This window comes from Kitasatospora phosalacinea (assembly GCF_000716545.1).
In the GTDB taxonomy this organism is placed as follows: domain Bacteria; phylum Actinomycetota; class Actinomycetes; order Streptomycetales; family Streptomycetaceae; genus Kitasatospora; species Kitasatospora phosalacinea.
In genome coordinates, this window is the sequence record NZ_JNWZ01000041.1 from 19053 (window position 1) to 39270 (window position 20218).

At 72.8% G+C, this 20218-nt stretch carries 14 protein-coding genes; 11 read left to right on the forward strand and 3 right to left on the reverse strand.

The genetic code is table 11. The features are described 5' to 3' along the window. Positions 1-2 precede the first annotated feature (2 nt). A complete protein-coding gene (locus tag OO48_RS20975; RefSeq protein ID WP_033218573.1) occupies positions 3-2729 on the reverse strand; it encodes a beta-L-arabinofuranosidase domain-containing protein in 2727 nt (908 codons plus the stop codon). A gap of 176 nt (positions 2730-2905) precedes the next feature. Next, a complete protein-coding gene (locus OO48_RS20980; RefSeq protein ID WP_051732380.1) occupies positions 2906-3895 on the reverse strand; it encodes a LacI family DNA-binding transcriptional regulator in 990 nt (329 codons plus the stop codon). A gap of 844 nt (positions 3896-4739) precedes the next feature. Here OO48_RS20980 and OO48_RS20985 point away from each other — a divergent pair. The 11 genes from OO48_RS20985 (at position 4740) to OO48_RS21035 (ending at position 19118) form a co-directional block, all read left to right on the forward strand. After that, positions 4740-5723: an ABC transporter substrate-binding protein gene (locus tag OO48_RS20985; protein WP_033218577.1), complete on the forward strand. Its 984-nt coding sequence runs from the start codon at positions 4740-4742 to the stop codon at positions 5721-5723. Positions 5724-5825: 102 nt separating this feature from the next. Next, positions 5826-7346 carry a sugar ABC transporter ATP-binding protein gene (locus OO48_RS20990; RefSeq protein WP_033218578.1) on the forward strand — a complete coding sequence of 507 codons (1521 nt, stop codon included), beginning with the start codon at positions 5826-5828 and terminating at the stop codon, positions 7344-7346. Further along, positions 7343-8425, forward strand: a complete 1083-nt coding sequence (locus OO48_RS20995; RefSeq protein WP_033218580.1) for an ABC transporter permease — start codon at positions 7343-7345, stop codon at positions 8423-8425. The genes OO48_RS20990 and OO48_RS20995 overlap by 4 nt, the downstream gene beginning before the upstream one ends. After that, positions 8422-9393, forward strand: coding sequence for a galactofuranose ABC transporter, permease protein YjfF (yjfF, locus tag OO48_RS21000; protein ID WP_209439522.1), 972 nt, complete (start codon positions 8422-8424; stop codon positions 9391-9393). The genes OO48_RS20995 and yjfF overlap by 4 nt, the downstream gene beginning before the upstream one ends. A gap of 234 nt (positions 9394-9627) precedes the next feature. Beyond that, on the forward strand, positions 9628-11331 hold the full coding sequence (locus tag OO48_RS21005; RefSeq protein ID WP_051732386.1) for a ribulokinase: 1704 nt from the start codon (positions 9628-9630) through the stop codon (positions 11329-11331). A 7-nt stretch (positions 11332-11338) separates the two neighbouring features. Further along, positions 11339-12010 (forward strand): L-ribulose-5-phosphate 4-epimerase, encoded by a 672-nt coding sequence (locus OO48_RS21010; protein ID WP_033218582.1) that lies wholly within the window; start codon positions 11339-11341, stop codon positions 12008-12010. A gap of 13 nt (positions 12011-12023) precedes the next feature. Then, positions 12024-13529, forward strand: coding sequence for an L-arabinose isomerase (gene araA, locus OO48_RS21015; RefSeq protein WP_033218584.1), 1506 nt, complete (start codon positions 12024-12026; stop codon positions 13527-13529). Between the two features lie 167 nt (positions 13530-13696). Next, the gene (locus tag OO48_RS21020; RefSeq protein ID WP_033218585.1) at positions 13697-14779 is read left to right on the forward strand and encodes an aldose epimerase family protein; all 1083 of its coding nucleotides are present in this window, start codon (positions 13697-13699) and stop codon (positions 14777-14779) included. A gap of 516 nt (positions 14780-15295) precedes the next feature. Further along, the gene (locus OO48_RS21025) at positions 15296-17293 is read left to right on the forward strand and encodes a LodA/GoxA family CTQ-dependent oxidase (protein WP_033218586.1); all 1998 of its coding nucleotides are present in this window, start codon (positions 15296-15298) and stop codon (positions 17291-17293) included. Further along, complete coding sequence (locus tag OO48_RS21030) at positions 17290-18405, forward strand: tryptophan 7-halogenase (protein ID WP_033218587.1); 1116 nt, start codon at positions 17290-17292, stop codon at positions 18403-18405. Before OO48_RS21025 ends, OO48_RS21030 begins: the two co-directional genes overlap by 4 nt. Beyond that, complete coding sequence (locus OO48_RS21035) at positions 18402-19118, forward strand: hypothetical protein (protein ID WP_033218590.1); 717 nt, start codon at positions 18402-18404, stop codon at positions 19116-19118. The genes OO48_RS21030 and OO48_RS21035 overlap by 4 nt, the downstream gene beginning before the upstream one ends. Positions 19119-19211: 93 nt before the next feature. Here OO48_RS21035 and OO48_RS21040 read toward each other — a convergent pair whose 3' ends face one another. Continuing rightward, the gene (locus OO48_RS21040; RefSeq protein ID WP_167346463.1) at positions 19212-20039 is read right to left on the reverse strand and encodes a helix-turn-helix transcriptional regulator; all 828 of its coding nucleotides are present in this window, start codon (positions 20037-20039) and stop codon (positions 19212-19214) included. Between the last annotated feature and the right edge of the window lie 179 nt (positions 20040-20218).

The window sequence follows — 20218 nt, forward strand, 5'->3', positions numbered from 1 at the left end:
CGTCAGAGGAAGCGCCAGAGGTGGTCGGACGTGCCGTTGTCGTCCCAGAGCACGACCTGCGCCCCCTGGGCGGTGGACGCCCCGGAGACGCCGAGCACGCGGCCGCTGACGGCGGACCGGATGCGGAAGGTGTCGCCGCCGCCGTGCGCCAGGCGCCAGCGGTGGTCGGCGGCCCCGTCGTCGGCCCACTGGACGACCCGGGAGCCGTTGGCCGTGGCGCCGCCCTCCACGGCGAGGACCTTGCCGCTGTTGGCGTTGCGCAGCCGCAGGTAGCCGCCGGAGTCGACCACCGCGGTCCACAGGTGGTCCGCGGTGCCGTTGTCCGCCCACTGGAGCACGAGGGCGCCGTCGGCGGTCGACATGTTCTGCACGCCCAGCAGCAGTCCGCTGCCGACGTTCTGGACGCGCCGGGTGCCGGTCGGGAGGAACCACCACCGGCTGGTCGGCGCACCGGTGTCCGGGACCTGCGCGGCGAAGGCGCCCTGGGCCGTCGAGCCGCCGGCGATGCCGAGCAGCTTGCCGCTGTTGGCGTTGCGCAGGCCGTGCGAGCCGTCGGCCGTCCCGACGACGGTCCAGCGGTGGTCGGCGGTGCCGTTGTCCGCCCACTGGAGCACGGGGGCGCCGTCGGCCGTGGACATGTTCTGCACGCCCAGCACCCTGCCGCTGTTGGCGTTGCGCAGCCGCAGCGCGGTGCCGTCGACCAGCAGCCCCCAGTCGTGGTCGGCGGTGCCGCTGTCGGCCCACTGCAGGGCGCGCCCGCCGTCCGCGGTGGACATGTCCTGCACGCCGAGCACGAGTCCGCTGCCCGCGTTGAGCAGCCGGAACCCGCTGCTCCTGGTGTTCCAGTAGACGGTGTAGTTGAAGCCCTGCGCGTCGTGGAACGGGCCCAGGGCGACGGGGGAGCCGTCGGCGGTCGCGGTGAAGGACAGGCCCGTGGTGCCGTTGCGGGTGATCGAGTCCGGGTTCAGGGCCGGGAGCGCGGCGAGGGCGGTGCTGCCGTAGTTGCCGCACAGCACGACCGGGCCGTAGGTGACGGCGGCGACGTCCGGGTTGTCGTTGGCGGGCGCGAGCGCGACGCGCATGGGCAGCTTGACGGTCACCGTGTCGCCGGAGGCCCAGGCGCGGGTGAGGACGGCGTAACCGCCGGGCGCGGCGGTGACGTTCTGCACGGCGCCGTTGACGCTCAGGGTGGCGCCGGACGTCCAGGCCGGGATGCGGACGCGCATCGACCAGGTGTCGCCGGTGCTGCCGGACAGCTTGATCGTGGTGGTGTCCTCGGCGGGGTACGCGGTGGTCTGGGTGACCGTGAGGCCGCGCTCGGCCCAGGTGAGGACGGTGGGCACGAACAGGTTCACGATCAGCGTGGTGCCGTCGTGGAAGTAGACCGAGTCCGCCAGCTTGGTGTTGGACTCCACGCCGGTGCCCTGGCAGCACCAGAAGGAGTCGTAGTCGGTGCTCCAGGTGCCGCCGCCCCAGGCCGGACCGACGCCCCGGCGGCCGCCGGGCTTCAGCGGGGTGAAGTAGGTGACGTGCCCGTGCGGGTCGGCGGGGTTCTGCGCGCCGACCACGTGGTTGAGCAGGGTGCGCTCGTAGAAGTCGAAGTACGCGGCCCGGCCCGGGTCCAACTGCCAAAGCTCGCGGGTGAGTTTGAGCATGTTGTACGAGTTGCACAGTTCGCAGTTGTCGTTGGTCAGCTGCGAGGCGATGGCGTTCGGGGCGCGGAAGTGCTCGGCCTGGCTGTTCCCGCCGATGGCGTAGCTGTGCGCGGTGGTGCAGATGTTCCAGGCGTTGGAGGCGATGTCGTGGTAGCGGGCCGTCCCGGTGGCCAGGTACTCGCGGACGGCGCCGATCCACTTGGGCACCTGGGTGTTGGCGTGCAGGCCGTTCAACTGGTCCTGGCCGGCCGCCAGCGGGTTGAACACGGCGGCGTGGTCGAAGCGTTGGGCGACGGTCAGCCAGCGGGCGTCCCCGGTCCGCAGGTGGAGGTCGGCCAGGACCTCGTTCATGCCGCCGAACTCGGTTCCCAGCTGCGCCTGCAGCTGGCCCTGCGACAGCGCGGCGGTGCGCCGGTCGACCCAGCCCGCCAGGGCCAGCAGGACGTCCCGGGCCTGGGCGCTGCCCATCAGGCGCCACACGTCGAGCAGACCGGCCATGGTCTTGTGGACGCAGTAGTAGGGCACGTTGCCGTTCTTGAGGGTGCCGGCCTCCAACTGGGCGAAGTCGCTCTCCGGGAAGCCGGAGAGGTATCCGGCGGAGAAGCCCGCCGCGGCGTTGTTGGCCTGGCACTTGGCCAGTTCGGCGACCGTGTACGCGGCCTTGTCCCGGCAGACGGTGTCGCCCGTCCCGGCGTAGGCCTGGGCCCACGCGCTGAGGAAGTGCCCCTGCACGTGGGTGCGGAACGGGAACGCCGGGGCGTCCCAACCGCCGTTCGCGGCAGCGGCGTTGGTGGACAGGCGGTGGTTCGCGCGGAAGTTGTACAGCAGGCGGTCGGCGTCGACGAACCGCAGGTACGCCAGCGTGCGGTCCTGGTTCTCGCGCAGCCGGCCGGCGGTGAGCCGGACCTGGCCGAGGTCGAACGGCTGCGTCGAGGAGCCGACGGCGGCCGCCGCCGTCGCTTCGGCCGCCGCCGCGGACGACGCCGTGGCCGTGGAGGCGAGAGCGGCGGTCGGTGCGAGGGCCAGCACGCCGGTGGCCTTGAGCAGGCTGCGGCGGTTGGGGGAGGGCGACATCGCGGATCTGGTCCTTCCGGGTGGGGGAGGAAACCGATGGGATGTTAGCGCTAACAAGGTTGTTATATCCCGGCGCCCGGAGCCCGTCCAGGGGTACGGCAGCACCGGACCGGAGCGGCCCACGACGGGCTCGCCCGGGGGCGGCGCGGAGCGGTCAGGGTCGACGCGCGGAGCGGTCAGGCGCGCCGCGCGGGCCCCGCGCTGCGGCGCAGGACCATCTCGGGGGCGATCCGGATCCGGCTGATCGGGTGGTCGCTGCCGCCGAGTTCGGCCACCAGCAGTTCCAGGGCGCGGCGGCCGAGCTCGCCGAAGTCCTGCCGGACGGTGGTGAGCGGCGGGATGAAGTAGGCGGCCTCGGGGATGTCGTCGAAGCCGACCACGCTGATGTCGCCCGGCACCGAGCGGCCGGCCTCGTGCAGGGCGCGCAGCAGCCCGAGGGCCATGTGGTCGTTGGCGCAGAAGACCGCGGTGACGTCGGTGAGCAGGGCGATCCGCTGCCCCGCCTCGTACCCGGATCGGGAGCTCCAGTCGCCGGCCGCCAGGGTCGGCACCCGGGCGTCGGCGGCCTTCAGGGCGCGGCGCCAGCCCTCCTGGCGGTCCTGGCTCTCCAACCAGCCGGCCGGGCCCGCCAGGTGGTGGACGGTGCGGTGGCCGAGGTCGAGCAGCTGCCGGGTGGCGGCCTCCGCGCCGGAGCGGTTGTCGACCGTGACCGTCGGGATGCTGGAGCGGGCGCCGGAGCCGACCGCCACCACCGGCACCGAGCTGGAGACCTTGGCGACGGCGCTGACGGCCGAGGTCTGCGGCGCGATCACCACGATCCCCTCGACGCCCTGGTCGCGGAGCCGGTCGACGGCCTCCTGGACGGAGCGGGTGTCCAGCGAGCGCAGGCTGGCGACGCTGACGAAGTACCCGGCGCTGCGGGCGGCGCGCTCGATGCCGTCCAGCATCGAGGCGGGCCCGTACAGGGTGGACTCGAAGCTGACCACGCCGAGGGTCTGCGAGCGGCGGGTGACCAGGGCCCGGGCCGCCGAGTTGGGACGGTAGTCGAGTTCCCGGATGGCGGCGAGCACCCGGTCCCGGGTGCCGGGGCGGACGTGCGGGGCGCCGTTGAGGACCCGTGACACCGTCTGGTGGGACACCCCCGCCAGTTTCGCGACGTCCGCCATCACGGGCTGCCGTGCCTCCGGGCCGGCCGTTTCGGTCCCCAACGTTCCACTCCCTCGCCGACCGCGGACGTGCGCCGGGCGGCCGGTCCGCCCCGTGCGGTGCGGGGAGAGCGGTGGTGACGTCACGCGCCGGTGCTTCAGAAGAGTACCCGTTCCGTTTGTTCGCGCTCACAACCGGGCCCGGCCGCGCTCGGCGACCGGGCCCGAGGGGCGCCGGACGGGGTTCAGCAGGTGCGGTTGGTCTGCGTCGGCAGGCCCGTGCGGTAGGGGAGTTGGAGGTGGTCGCCGGTGGCGGCCGGGTCCGGCCCCCGGTGGACGTACTGGAGGTTGCAGGGGTTGACGGCCAGCGTCTGGTCACTGCCCGCCCGGACCGTCTCGCCGTGGCTGGTGCCCTGGGCTCACGCGCCGCAGCCGGATGATCTCCGTTAGCGCTCACAACAGGAAGGGGAGCGGCTCGTGGGACGGAGAAAAGCACCGGCGGGGGAGAGGTGTCAAGGAAGGCGGCGCACGGCCGCCGACGGCCGTTCCGGGCGGTCGGGGCGGGGTGCGGGCGGGGGCGGTGGCGTGCACTCCCCGCGAACTGCGGAAAGGGGGTCCGCCGTCGGCTCCGGGCAGGCCGAGCCCCGGTCAAGATTGGGTAACAGGCGGTGACTTGGCTTGTCGACCACGAATGTGAGCGCTAACAATCTCCCTCAAGCGAAACGGCGCCGCCACACCGCGTTCACACGGACGAGATGGTGCGCCTTCCCCGGTCGCGCCCCGGCCCGGTCGTCTCGCCCCACCCCGTGAACGCCGGCCGGTGCTGCCGTCCGTGCGATCGACGATCCCGAGAGGAATTCCCCACATGTCCAAGAGAGCTGCGGCGGCCCTGGTCGCCGGCGCGATGGTCGCCGTCCTCACCGCGTGCGGTTCCGGCGGTGGTTCAGGCTCCGCCGACAAGGGTTCCGGCCACAAGCTCGTCGTGGGCTTCTCCCAGGTCGGCGCCGAGAGCGGTTGGCGCACCGCCAACACCAAGTCGATCCAGGAGTCGGCGAAGAAGGCCGGCGTCGAGCTGAAGTTCTCCGACGCGCAGCAGAAGCAGGAGAACCAGATCAAGGCGATCCGCTCGTTCATCCAGCAGAAGGTCGACGTGATCGCCTTCTCGCCGGTGGTCGAGTCGGGCTGGGACACCGTCCTGAAGGAGGCCAAGGACGCGCACATCCCGGTCATCCTGACCGACCGCGCGGTCGACTCCAAGGACGAGTCGCTGTACGTCTCCTTCCTCGGTTCCGACTTCGTCGAGGAGGGCAAGAAGGCCGGCGACTGGCTGGTCAAGGAGTACGCGGCCACCAGCGGCGACGTGAACATCGTCCAGCTGGAGGGCACCACCGGCTCCGCGCCCGCCAACGACCGCAAGTCCGGCTTCGCGGACGCCGTCAAGGGCGAGCCGAAGTTCAAGGTGGTCGCCTCGCAGACCGGCGACTTCACCCGCGCCAAGGGCAAGGAGGTCATGCAGGCCTTCCTGAAGTCCCAGCCGAAGATCGACGTGCTGTACGCGCACAACGACGACATGGCGCTCGGCGCGATCCAGGCGATCGAGGAGGCCGGCAAGAAGCCCGGCACCGACATCAAGATCGTCTCCGTCGACGGCGTCAAGGACGCCTTCACCGCGATGAGCCAGGGCAAGATCAACTACGACGTCGAGTGCAACCCGCTGCTCGGCGACCAGCTGATGGAACTGGTGAAGAAGGTCAAGGCGGGTGAGAGCGTGCCGCGCCGGATCAAGACCGAGGAGGGCACCTTCACCCCCGAGCAGGCCGCCGCAGCCCTCCCCAACCGCCAGTACTGACCCACCCCGCCGTGCGGGGCCGCCCCTGAGGTCCGGCCCCGCACGGCCGGGCCGGGCCGCCCGCGGGCGGCCCGGCCCGGGAGACACGAGAGGAGAACCGGGGTGCGGCAGCAACCGGTCCTGGAAGTCCGGGGGATCCGCAAGGAGTTCCCCGGGGTGGTGGCGCTGGACGGGGTCGACTTCCGGCTCTTCCCCGGCGAGGTGCACGCCCTGATGGGGGAGAACGGCGCCGGGAAGTCCACGCTGATCAAGGTGCTCACCGGCGTCTACCAGTCGGACGGCGGCGAGGTCGTGCTGGCCGGCGAGCGGGTGCGGATCGCCGGGCCGTTGCAGGCCCAGCAGGCCGGCATCAGCACGGTCTACCAGGAGGTGAACCTCTGCCCCAACCTGTCGGTGGCGGAGAACATCTTCATCGGCCGCGAACCCCGCCGGTTCGGCCTGGTCGACTGGGCGGCGATGCGCCGCCGGGCCGCCGAACTGGTCCGCGAACTGGACCTGGACGTCGACGTCAGCGCCCCGCTGAACAGCTACTCCATCGCCGTCCAGCAACTGGTGGCCATCGTCCGCGCGGTCGACGTCTCCGCCAAGGTCCTGATCCTGGACGAGCCGACCTCCAGCCTGGACCGCGACGAGGTGCGCCAGCTCTTCGCCGTCATGCGGCGGCTGCGCGACCAGGGCGTGGCGATCCTGTTCGTCTCGCACTTCCTCGACCAGATCTACGAGATCTGCGACCGGATGACCGTGCTGCGCAACGGCCGGCTGGAGGGCGAGTACCTGACCAGCGAACTGAACCAGGTCGAACTCGTCTCCCGGATGATCGGCGCCGAACTCGCCGGACTCCACCAGCTCGGCGGCGGCAAGCGGCGCGAACGCACCGCGCCGACCGGCAAGGCGTTCCTGCAGGCCGACCGGCTGACCAGGCGGGGCGCCGTCGAACCGTACGACCTGGACATCCGGCCCGGCGAAGTGATCGGCCTGGCCGGGCTGCTCGGCTCCGGACGCACCGAGGCCGCCCGGCTGCTGTTCGGCGCCGACCAGAGCGACGGCGGCACGCTGCGGATCGAGGGCGCCGTGACCGCGCTGCGCAGCCCGCGCGACGCGATCGCCCACGGCATCGCGTTCTGCTCGGAGAACCGCAAGACCGAGGGCCTGGTCGGCGAACTCACCGTCCGCGAGAACATCGTGCTGGCCCTGCAGGCCTCCCGCGGCTGGATGCGCCCGCTGCCGCGCGCGGCGCAGGACGCGTACGCGCTGCGCTGGATCCGCGCCCTGGACATCCGCCCCAACAACCCCGAGGCGCTGGTGCGCAACCTCAGCGGCGGCAACCAGCAGAAGGTGCTGCTCGCCCGCTGGCTGATCACCGACCCGAAGCTGCTGATCCTCGACGAACCCACCCGCGGCATCGACGTCGGCGCCAAGGCCGAGATCCAGAAGCTGGTGGCGAACCTCGCCGAGGACGGCATGGCGGTGCTGTTCATCTCCGCCGAACTGGAGGAGGTGCTGCGGCTCAGCCACCGGATCGGCGTGCTGCGCGACCACCGGATGGTCGCCCAGCTCGACAACGACGGCGAGCTCACCCCGGAGCGCGTCATGGCCACCATCGCGAGCGGAGCGGACCAATGAGCACGGCAACGGCGACGAGCCCGGTGAGGGCGGTGACCCGGTCGCGGCTGTTCTGGCCGGCCGTGGTGCTGGTCGTGCTGCTGCTCGCGAACCTCGCCTTCACCCCCGACTTCTTCGCCCTCCACCTCCGGGGCGGCCACCTCTACGGCTCCCTGATCGACATCCTGCACTTCGGCGCCCCGCTGATCCTGGTCTCCCTGGGCATGACCCTGGTGATCGCCACCGGCGGCATCGACCTCTCGGTCGGCTCCACCGTCGCGATCTCCGGCGCCCTGGCCTGCCTGCACATCAGCGAGTCCACCGACCCGGGCAGCCTCGCCACCGTGCTGACCGCCCTCGGCATCGCGCTGGGCACCGCCCTGGTGCTCGGCGCCGTCAACGGCCTGCTGGTGGCCAAGGCCGGCGTCCAGCCGATCATCGCCACCCTGATCCTGATGGTCGCCGGCCGCGGCGTGGCCCAGCTGATCACCGACGGCCAGATCATCACCGTCACCAGCGACCCGTACAAGATGATCGGCGGCGGCTACTGGCTGACCATGCCGTTCGCGATCCTGCTCAGCGCCCTGGTGGTGCTGGCCACCGTGCTGCTGACCCGCTCCACCGCCCTCGGCCTGCTGCTGGAGTCCGTCGGCGGCAACCCGGTGGCCAGCCGGCTGGTCGGCATCCGGGCGATGCGCCTGGTCGCCCTGGTCTACGTGTTCAGCGCGCTGTGCGCGGCGCTGGCCGGCCTGATGGTCTCCTCCAACGTCTCGGCCGCCGACGGCAACAACGCCGGGCTGTGGATCGAGCTCGACGCCATCCTCGCGGTCGTGCTCGGCGGGACCTCGCTCAACGGCGGCCGGTTCTCGATCGGCGGCACCGTCCTGGGCGCCCTCATCATCCAGACCCTCTCCACCACCGTCTACACCATCGGCATCCCGCCGGAGACCACCCTGGTGTTCAAGGCGTTCGTGGTGATCGTGGTCTGCCTGATCCAGTCGCCCGTCTTCCGCGCCAAGTTCGCCGCCCGCGGCGCCCGTACCCGGCGCACCACCCGGTCGCACACCGCGGCCCCCACCAACCGGGAGGTCGGCGCATGAACGCCCACGCCCTGCTGACCCGCCTGCGCGGGCAGATCCCGCTGCTGGTCACCGCGGTCCTGCTGGTGTCGATGTTCAGCGTCGGCTCGGTGCAGTACGAAGGCTTCTTCTCCGGCCAGGTCGTGCTCAACCTGCTGATCGACAACGCCTTCCTGCTGGTCGTCGCGGTCGGCATGACCTTCGTCGTGCTGACCGGCGGCATCGACCTGTCGGTCGGCGCGGTGGTGGCGCTGTCCACCATGGTCTCCGCCTGGCTGGTCGAACAGCACGGCTGGCCGCCGCTGCTGGTGATCCCGCTGGTCCTGCTGATGGGCACCGCCGGCGGCTGGCTGATGGGCTGGATCATCCACGTCTTCGAGATCCAGCCGTTCATCGTCACCCTGGCCGGCATGTTCCTGGCCCGCGGCCTGTGCTACACCATCAGCGTCGAGTCGATCTCCATCACCGACCCGCAGTACACCGCCATGGCGCAGACCCGCATCCCGCTCGGCAGCCTGTTCGTCTCGCCGAGCGCGCTGATCGCCCTGCTGGTGGTCGCCGTCGCGTTCGTGGTCCTGCACTACACCCGGCTGGGCCGCAACGTGTACGCGCTCGGCGGGAGCGAGCAGTCCGCGCTGCTGATGGGCCTGCCGGTGCAGCGCACCAAGACCACGGTCTACGCGATCAGCGGCTTCTGCTCGGCGCTCGGCGGCGTCCTGCTCACCTTCTACATGCTCTCCGGCTACGGCCTGCACGCGGTGGGCCTGGAACTCGACGCGATCGCCGCGGTCGTCATCGGCGGCACCCTGCTGACCGGCGGCTCCGGCTACCTGCTGGGCACCCTGCTCGGCGTGCTCGTGCTCGGCCTGATCCAGACCGTGATCAGCTTCCAGGGCACCCTCAGCTCCTGGTGGACCCGGATCGTCATCGGCGCCCTGCTGTTCGTCTTCATCGTCCTGCAGCGCCTGATCACCGCCCGCCGTCGCTGACGCCCCGCCCGGGCCCCGCACCCGCGCCGCGGGGCCCGGGCGGGCGCCGCCCGAAACCCCGCCGGACCGTCCGGCCCCCCGCTTCGCCGGGCGGCCCGCGCGGCTCCCGTCCGCCCTCCCAACAGGCGACGACGGGACCAGGCCGGCCGCCGGCCCGCAAGGACGCGGAACCGCCGGCGGCCGCCAACCCCACCGTCCACGCCCCCACCCCATGCCAAGGAAGAGACAGTGAGCTTGACTCCCCACCACGACCGGGCGAACGAGCCGGAGAGCTACGTCGTCGGCGTGGACTTCGGCACCCTGTCGGGGCGCGCGGTCGTGGTCCGCACCGGTGACGGTGAGGAACTCGGCACCGGCGTGCACGTCTACCCGCACGCCGTGATCGAGGACCGGCTGCCCGGGACGGGCCGCCGGTTGCCTCCGGACTGGGCGCTGCAGCATCCCGAGGACTGGCGCGAGGTGCTGCGGGTCGCGGTGCCGGCGGCGCTGGCGGCCGCCGGGGTCGACCCGTCCCGCGTGGTCGGCATCGCCACCGACTTCACCGCCTGCACGGTGCTGCCGGCCCTGGCCGACGGCACCCCGCTGGCCGAGGTGCCCGAGTGGGCCGGGCGTCCGCACGCCTGGCCGAAGTTGTGGAAGCACCACGCCGCGCAGGGCCAGGCGGACCGGATCAACGCGCTGGCGCACGCCCGTGGCGAGAAGTGGATCGGCCGTTACGGCGGGAAGATCTCCGCCGAGTGGCAGTACGCCAAGGCGTTGCAGGTGCTGGAGGAGGACCCGCAGGTCTACGCGGCGTGCGAGCGGTGGATCGAGGCGGCGGACTGGATCGTGTGGCAGCTGACCGGCGCCGAGTCCCGCAACACCTGCACCGCCGGCTACAAGGGGATCTTCCAGGACGGCGGTTACCCGTCCGAGGAGTACCTGGCCGCCCTGCACCCCGACTTCGCGGACTTCGCCCGCACCCGTCTGGAGCACCCGAAGGGTCTGGCGCCGCTGGGCTCGCGGGTCGGTTCGCTGACGGCCGAGGCGGCCGCCTGGACGGGCCTGCCGCAGGGCATCGCGGTCGCGGCGGGGAACGTGGACGCGCACGTGGCCGCGCCCGCCGCGCAGGCCGTGGACAACGGCAGGCTGCTGGCGATCATGGGCACCTCGACCTGCCACGTCGTCAACGGCCCGGTTCTGGCCGACGTCCCGGGCATCTGCGGGGTCGTCGACGGCGGCATCGCCGAGGGCGCCTGGGGCTACGAGGCCGGGCAGAGCGCGGTGGGCGACATCTTCGCCTGGTGGCTGCGCCAGGGCCTGCCCGCCGACTACCTCGCCGAGGCCGAGGCCAACGGCGAGGACGCCCACCAGCTGCTGACCCGCAAGGCCGCCGCGCAGCGGGTCGGCGCGCACGGCCTGGTGGCGCTGGACTGGATGAACGGCAACCGCTCCACCCTGGTCGACCACCACCTGTCCGGTGTGATCGCCGGGCTGACCCTGGCCACCACCCCCGAGGACGTCTACCGGGCGCTGCTGGAGGCGACCGCCTACGGCACCCGCACCATCGTCGAGGCCCTGGAGAGCGGCGGCGTCCCCGTGAGCGAGTTCGTCGTCACCGGCGGACTGAAGAAGAACGCCCTGCTGATGCAGATCTACGCGGACGTGCTGCGCCGCCCGGTCTCGCTGGCCGTCTCCGAGCAGGGCCCGGCGCTGGGCTCGGCGATCCACGCCGCCGTCGCCGCCGGCGCCTACCCGGACGTGCGGGCCGCCTCCGCCGCGATGGGCCGCCTCCAGCGCCACGCCTACCTGCCCGACGCGGAGCGCGCCGACGCCTACGACGCGCTCTACGCCGAGTACCGCCTGCTGCACGACCACTTCGGCACCGGAGGCGACCTGCTGCTGCACCGCCTGCGCCGCCTGCGCAACACCGCCCTCAGCCACGACAACGAGGACTGACACCCCTATGAGCGACACCATCGACCTGCTGCGCCGTCAGGTCTGCGACCTGCACCAGGAGCTGGTCCGCTACGGCCTGGTCGTGTGGACGGCGGGCAACGTCTCCGCCCGCGTGCCCGGTGAGGACCTGCTGGTCATCAAGCCCAGCGGCGTCTCCTACGACGAGCTGACGCCGCAGAACATGATCCTGTGCGACCTGGACGGCAACGTGGTGGAGGGTGAGCACGCGCCGTCCTCCGACACCGCCGCGCACGCCTACGTCTACCGCCACCGCGCGGACGTCGGGGGTGTGGTGCACACCCACTCCACCTACGCCAGTGCGTGGGCGGCGCGCGGTGAGGCGGTGCCGTGCGTGCTGACGGCGATGGCCGACGAGTTCGGCGCGGAGATCCCCGTCGGGCCGTTCGCGCTGATCGGCGACGACTCGATCGGCCGCGGCATCGTCGAGACCCTGGACGGGCACCGCTCGCCGGCGGTCTTGATGAAGAGCCACGGTGTGTTCACCATCGGCAAGGACGCCCGGGCCGCGGTCAAGGCCGCCGTGATGTGCGAGGACGTCGCCCGCACCGTCCACCTCTCGCGCCAGCTCGGTGAGCCGCTGCCCATCGCGCAGGCGGACATCGACCGCCTCAACTACCGCTACCAGAACGTCTACGGCCAGCGTCCCGCTGCCCAGTGAAGGAGTACCACCAGTGACCGAGGTTTTCACCGGACGCGAGATCTGGTTCCTCACCGGGAGCCAGGGCCTCTACGGCCCCGACACGCTGCAGCAGGTCGCCGAGCAGTCGCAGCAGGTCATCAACCAGCTCGCCCGCACCGGCCTGCCCGTGCGCCTGATCTGGAAGCCCGTCCTGACCGACGCCGACGCGATCCGCCGGGTGTGCCTGGAGGCCAACGCCGACGACGCCTGCGTGGGCCTGATCGCCTGGATGCACACCTTCTCCCCGGCGAAGATGTGGATCTCCGGCCTGGACGCGCTGCGCAAGCCGCTGCTGCACCTGCACACCCAGGCCAACCGCGACCTGCCCTGGGCCACCATCGACATGGACTTCATGAACCTGAACCAGGCCGCCCACGGCGACCGCGAGTTCGGCTACATCCAGTCCCGCCTCGGCGTCGCCCGCAAGACCGTCGCCGGCCACGTCAGCGACCCCGCCGTCGCCCACCGGATCGCCGCCTGGTCCCGCGCCGCCGCCGGCCGTGCCGACCTCGCCGGCCTCAAGCTCGCCCGCTTCGGCGACAACATGCGCGACGTCGCCGTCACCGAAGGCGACAAGGTCGAAGCCCAACTGCGCTTCGGCGTCTCCGTCAACACCTACGGCGTCAACGACCTGACCGCCGCCGTCGACAACACCGCCGACGCGGACGTCGACAAGCTCGTCACCGAGTACGAGGAGCTCTACCGCCTGGCCCCCGAACTGCGCACCGGCGGCGAGCGGCACGAATCCCTGCGCTACGCCGCCCGGATCGAACTCGGCCTGCGCCACTTCCTCACCGACGGCGGCTTCGGCGCCTTCACCACCAACTTCGAGGACCTCGGCGGCCTGCGCCAGCTCCCCGGCCTGGCCGTGCAGCGCCTGATGGCCGACGGCTACGGCTTCGGCGGCGAAGGCGACTGGAAGACCTCCGTCCTGCTGCGCACCCTCAAGACGGTCGCCACCGGTCTGGACGGCGGCACCTCCTTCATGGAGGACTACACCTACCACCTGGAGCCCGGACGGGAGTTGATCCTGGGCGCGCACATGCTGGAGGTCTGCCCGACCATCGCCTCCGCCACCCCGTCCTGCGAGATCCACCCGCTGTCCATCGGCGGCCGCGAGGACCCCGTCCGCCTGGTCTTCGACGCCGCCCCCGGACCGGCCGTCGTCGTCGGCCTGGCCGACCTCGGCGAGCGCTTCCGCCTGGTCGCCAACGAGATCGACGTCGTCGACCCCGCCGAACCGCTGCCCCACCTGCCCGTCGCCCGCGCCGTCTGGCAGCCCCGGCCGAACCTGCGCACCTCCACCGAGGCGTGGCTGACCGCCGGCGGCCCCCACCACACCGTCCTGTCCAGCGCCCTCACCACCGAACACCTCGACGACCTCGCCGAGATGCTCGCCACCGAACTCGTCGTCATCGACGCCGACACCACCATGCGCGCCTTCACCCGCGAACTGCGCTGGAACCAGGCCTACCACCGCCTCGCCCAACGCCTCTGACCGTCCGCCGGAACAACCGCCGGAACACCCGCCCGGGAGCGACCGCACCCGGAACGACGACGCCCGCCACCCGGCGGGCGTCGTCCCCTTTCCCCGCCCGGTCGGCCGTCCACCCGGCCGTCCGCGCTGCGATCCCCCTGATGCCCGCACACCGAACGGAGCCCCCCGTGTCCTCAGAAGCACCCGCCCGACTGAGGGTCACCCAGACCGAGACGGCGCCCCTCCCCGATGGCCGGCGGATCACCCGCTGGACGTTCGGCGCCCCCGGCGGCGTCACGGCGGAGGTCCTCGACCTCGGCGCCCGCCTCGAAGCCCTGCACGCCCCCGACCGGGACGGACACCGCGCCAACGTCGTCCTCGGCGCCGGACACGTCGCCGAACTGCTCGGCCCCGCCGCCTACTTCGGTGCCACCGTCGGCCGCTACGCCAACCGCGTGGCCCGCGGCCTGCTGCCCCTCGACGGCACCGTCCACCGCCTCGCCACCCAGGACACCGGCCACACCCTGCACGGCGGACCCGACGGCTACGCCACCCGGCTGTGGGACGGCGAACCCGTCCGGGAAGCGGACCGGGTCGGCGTCCGCCTGCGCCTGCACAGCCCCGACGGCGACCAGGGCTTCCCCGGCGCGCTCACCGCCGAAGTCGGCTACCTGCTCGACGCCCACGGCGAGCTGACCATCGAGTACCGGGCCACCACCGACGCGCCCACCGTCGTCAACCTCACCAACCACGCCTACTTCAACCTCGCCGGCGAGGGCAACGGCACCGTCCTCGACCACCTGCTGCGCGTGGACGCCTCCGGCTACCTCCCCGTCGACGACGAACTGATCCCGCTCGGCCCGGTCGAACCCGTCGCCGGCACCCCCTTCGACCTCCGCGAACCCCGCACGCTCGGCGACCGGTTCGCCCTGCCCCACCCGCAGCTCGGCCCGGCCGGCTCCGGCTACGACCACAACTGGGTCCTGGACGGCACCGGCCTGCGGACCGCCGCCGTCCTCACCGACCCGGCCAGCGGCCGCCGCCTGGAGTGCCGCACCACCGAGCCCGGCCTGCAGGTCTACAGCGGCAACCTCTTCGACGGCTCGGTCACCGGCCGCTCCGGCCGCCCCTACCGCGCGTACGCGGGCGTCGCCCTGGAGACCCAGCACTTCCCCGACTCCCCGAACCGGCCCGACTACCCCTCCACCGTCCTGCGCCCGGGGGAGGAGTACCGCTCCACCACGGTCTACCGGTTCACCACCGAGAGCTGACCGACCCCGAGGAGCGGCGCCGGGAATGCCGAAGAAGGCGGCGGCGTGCCCGCGCCGGACGTCCTTGCCGTGGTACCGCTCCGGGGCGGGTCGCGGACGGTGGTGGAGCGTGTGCGCACCACTCTCCGTTGCCACGGCCGCAGCCCTGGGCGGCCCGGGCCTCCCGCCGGGACGCCGGAATCCGGGCGAGCCCCGCGTGGCGAGATCCCGGTTCGCCGATTCCCTTTCTGCATATGGGAATCGGCGCGCCGATCGAGGCGGGGGAGCCCCGGCGTGCCCGGGTGGCGCGGAGGCCGCCCGCGCTCCGGCACGCCGCCCATTGGGGTGACATCGCGTAGTCGGTGACGGGTTGTGAGGCCCGCCGCTGATAGCCGTAGGGGTGGCCGCGGCGTGCTGTCGTCCAACCGGTCGTTCACGCACGACCGTCCGGGTGCGAGGGGAGCGCAGCGCAACGGGGCGGCCCGCCGACGGCTCGCGGCTCCCTTCCCGCCCACCCACGAAAGGACAGCGCGACCCATGACGGACGAGATCGCCTACGCCAAGATCCACCCCGCGATCGGGGTGGCCCGCGTCGGCAACAGCACCGCCGAGGACGGCTGGTTCTACGGCCCCGAGACGCCCGCGCCCGAACCGGCGCCGGTCGGCTTCTACAAGGACGCCGCCGGCGCGATCAAGCGCCAGGCCGCCCGGTTCCGGATCTACGGCTACGACGCCCAGCACCGCGTGGTGAAGGAGCTGAAGCCCTCCGAGGCCGGGGTCGAGGTCGAGTGGACCGTGCACGTGGCCAACCGCAAGGCCGCCTGGTACAACTTCGACCTCGCCCTCGACATCCCCGACATGCGGGGCAAGGCGTCGCTGCGCCGCAACGGCAAGACCGGCGACGCGGACCGCGCGCACCTGATCATCGACCCCGGCCGCAAGACCCTCGTCCCCGGCAGCAAGGAGGCGGTGGAGTTCACCGGCGGCAGCTGCTTCGGCGTCCCCGTCCCGCTGGGCCGGATGCAGGCCGACGAGGACGGGCGGCTGGTCGTCCTCGGCGGCAGCGGCACCTCCGCCTCGCCCGGCAACGACCCGCTGGTCTCCTTCGGCAACAACGACGGCTGGTACGACGACACCTCCGACGGCCCGGTCACCGCGACCCTGGAACTGAACGGCAGGCCCGTCGAGGTCAAGGGCGCCTGGGTGGTGGTCGGCCCGCCCAACTTCGCCCCCGACGTGAAGACCCCGCGCACCCTGTGGGACCTGCTGCACGACGTCTTCCGGCCCGAGCGGCCGGTCGGAGCGGGCGAGGAGGTGGTGTTCGAACGGGACATCAAGCCGATCCTGCAGCGCTTCTGCGAACTCCAGTGGGTCAACAAGGGCTACGCCACCCACCACGGCTTCGGCGGCCCCGAGGACTTCACGGCCCCCGCCCTGCTGGAGCGCCTGGCCGGCAAGGCCGAGCGCAACCGCGAGCTGCGCCGCCAGGTGTTCACCGCGATGCGCGACTACGAGCGCGACGGGCTCTCCCCGCAGCCCTGGCCGTGGTTCTACGGCGACGGCATGGCCAGCAGGCCCAAGTCGAAACTGCAGTACATGACGCTGTCCGACACCCAGATCGAGCAGCTGGAGAAGTGGGCGAACGGGGAGTTCAGCACCGCCGCGGTGCCAGACTTCCCGAGCCGGATCGAGGACGCACCCCTCGCCGAGCAGCCCGGCCTGCTGGACCGCGCCGCCCTGGACTTCTGCCTGGCCGACGCCTTCCACCCCGGCTGCGAGGTCACCTGGCCGATCCGGCATACCAGCATGTACCAGGAGCCCTTCCGCATCCTGCACCGCGCCGAGAACGACCCCGAGCCCGACTACGGCCCGCAGCTGAGCGCCGAGCGGGCCCTCGGCGCGGACGGCCCGCTGCACGCCCAGCCGCCCGGCGGGCTGACCCGCTGGATGGCGATCCCGTGGCAGACCGACACCGCCAGCTGCCGCTCCGGCTACGAGTCCAACGCCCTGCCCAAGGGCCGCTACGACCCGCACCTGCCGACCTTCTGGCCGGCCCGGGTGCCCAATCACGTGCTCACCGAGGAGGACTTCCGGATCGTCAACGAGGAAGGCGGCGGCGGTTCGGAGGACGAGCGGCTGGACGCGTTCGCCCGCCGGGCCTCCTGGCTGCGCGGCCTGCGCGGCGAGTACCGGGAGCAGCTCGCCCAGGCGGTCGAGGAGTGGCACCACTTCGGCATCGTGGAGACCCGCCGCTACACGGTCGGCGACGGGAAGTTCCCCGAGACCGTCCAGGTCGAGTCCGAGCCGGGCTTCCCGCTGGAGGGCGTCTCGCCGGACCGCAACCTGGTGACCGTGCACGTCCCGGAGGCCACCGCGCTGGACACCGCCGCCTACAGCGGCGTGCTCGGGGACGTCGTCGAACGGACCGGCTACAGCGCGGAGGAGGTCACGGTCGGCTACATCGACAAGCTCGACCCGTTCGGCGAGGAGTCCGCCAACGGCGGCGGCGCCCGTCCCGCGGACGGCGGCGCGTGAGCCCGGCCGCACCCGCCGGGGCCCGCGCCCCCCGCGTCGACGTGGTCGTGGCGGGCGGCGGTCCGGCGGGTGCGGCCGCCGCCCTCGCCCTGGTCCGGGCGGGCCGGACGGTGCTGCTGGCCGACGCCGGGCGCGGCCCGGCCCCGGTCGGCGAGGCGCTGCCCGCCGCCGCCCGCGTCCTGCTGCGCGACCTGGGCGCCGACGGCGTCCTGGCCGACGGCCACCTGCCGTGCCTGGCCAACCGCTCCGCGTGGGGAGGTCCGGCGCTGGGGTCGACGGACAGCATCCTCGATCCGCACGGCCACGGCTGGCACCTCGACCGGCAGTCGTTCGACCGTCAACTGCGCGCCCGGGCCCGGGAACAGGGTGCCGTGCTCGCCACCGGGTCGGCGGTCCGCCCGCTGGACCGCACGGCCGACGGCGGGTGGACGGTCGGGCTGGGCGGCCGGGAGACGGTCCGCTGCCGGTGGATCGTGGACGCCACCGGCCGCCGGGCCGCCGTCGCCACCGCCTGCGGGGCGCGCCGGCTGGTCCGCGACCGGCTGCTGGCCGTCCACCTCACCCTCGGCCCCGCCGCGCGCCCCGCCGACACCACCACCACGGTCGAGGCGGTCCGGGACGGCTGGTGGTACACCGCACCGCTGCCCGCGGGCCGCCGCCTGCTCGCCTGGTACACCGACGCCGACCTGCCCGCCGCCCGGACCGCCCTACCGGCCGGCCTGGCCGCCACCCGGCACATCGGACCCCTCGCGGACGCCCACCCGTGGCCCCCGGGCGCCGCGCCCCGGCGCGCGCCCGCCCACACCGCCCGCCTCGACACCGTCCACGGCGAGGGCTGGACCGCCGCCGGGGACGCCGCCCTCGCGTTCGACCCGCTGTCCTCGCAGGGCATCCTCACCGCCCTGTTCACCGGCCTGAGCGCCGGCCGGGCCGTGCACGCCCACCTGGACGGCGACCCGGCCGCCCTCGCGGGCCACGCGCGCGCCGTCGACCAGGTCCACGCCCTCTACCTGCGCAACCACCGGACCCACTACGCCGCCGAACAGCGCTGGCCCGACCGGCCGTTCTGGCAGCGCCGACACACCCGAACCCACCAGGAGGTCCCCGCATGAGCACCGAACCCCTCGCCGACACCGTCAGCGCCGACGCCGCCGACCGGCACGGCCACCGCTTCCTGCTGATCGGCAAGAAGACGATCTTCAGCTACCACCTGGGCCTGTACCACGTCCCGATCCACGCCTTCCAGCTGATCACCAGGTTCGGGCTGCCCGACACCCTGCGCGAGAGGTACCTGGCCGACCTGGCCGCGCACGAGAACCAGCAGGTCTACTACTCGCTGTTCACCGAGGGCCACTGGCCGCTGAGCGAGCTCGTCGAGGGCACCCGGACCTCGCTGGAGGTGGAACTGGAGCGGGTCACCGTCAACTCCGCGGGCGAGCGGACCTTCACCCCGATCCTCGACGCCGTCGACGTCACCAGCCGCAAGGAGGACGTCGCCCACTACCGGCCGCTCGAACCCGGCTCCGATTACCCCGACTTCGTGACCGAGCTCTCCTTCGGCCAGGACGACGAGGTCCACCTCGCCCACCAGTTGGCCGGCGCCCCGAACTGGGACGAGGTGATCACCACCGTCGACCCCCAGGGCCTCCGGCCCGGCTCCGCCACGGAGACGGTCGTCCTGGCGGTCAAGGACCCGCACGGCGCCGCCCCGAAGAGCCCGCTGACCCCCGGCACCCGCTACGAGGGGAGGACCGGCGACCGCGCGGTCTCCTTCACCGTCGGCCGACAGGGCTGGTGGAACAACACCTCCCTCAACAAGGAGTAACGCCGCGGCGTCGCCGGGGACCCGCGGGTCCCCGGCGGCACGGTGCTCCCCGTACGCACTGATCGGCGCTCCGGCCGACCGGCCGGGCCGGGGTCAGGCCCGGGTCAGGGTGCGGAACTCGGTGGGTGTCATGCCGGTGCGGTGGCGGAAGAAGGCGCTGAAGGCGGTCGGGTGGGTGAAGCCGACGCGTTTGCCGATGGTGCTCTGCGGGAGCGAGGTGTAGATCAGCAGGCGTTTCGCCTCCAGCAGGACGCGGTCGTCGATGTACTGCTTCGCCCCGCACCCCAGCGCCTGCCTGGTCGCACGGGTGAGGGTGCGCGGGCTGTAGCCGAGCCGGGCGGCGTAGCTCTCCAGCCGGTGGGTGCGGGTGAAGTCCTCCTCGACGGCGCGGCGGAACCTGTCGAACAGTTCGTCGGTGCCCGACCGGCCCTGCCCGCCCGGGCCGACGAGGTGGGCCAGCCGCATGACGATCACCGAGAGGAGGCTGCGCAGGGTCTCCACGTAGGACTCCAGGGCCAGGCCGGGCAGGTCCCCGTACTCCTCGACCAGGGCGTCGAGCAGCCGCAGCAGGGTCTCCTGGCGCGGTGCGCCGGGCGCGACGAGGCGGGACGGCGCGTGTTCGGCCTCGCGGATCGCGCGGTGGGCGACCTCGCCGAGGAAACCGGCGGGGAAGATCAGCGCCGTCCCGTCGCCGTCCGGGGCGACCTCCATCGAGTCCAGTACCTGGCCGGGCCGGATCCAGAGCCAGTCCCCGGGCCCGGCGGTGTACTCGGTGAAGTCGAGCGAGCACGACAGGGTGCCGGCGCGCACCGCGACGAGCAGGTGGAAGGCGGGGCGGGCGGGCAGGGCCGGCAGCGGCGGGGAGGGGCCGGACGGGGCGGCGAGCTCGCGCAGCCCGGCGACGTTCAGGCCGGGGGGCATGCCGGGCGAGGGACGGTACGGGACCGCCGGCGGGCCGTACTGCCGCGGCCCGGAAGCAGTGTGTCCGTTTTTCTTCATGGTGCGGCCGAGTGTATGCCGTCCGCCCCGCCCACCGGGCCTAGGTTGGGAGGCGCTCCGCGGGTCGCGAACCGCCCGAGCGGTCACCGGAAAGAAAGTGG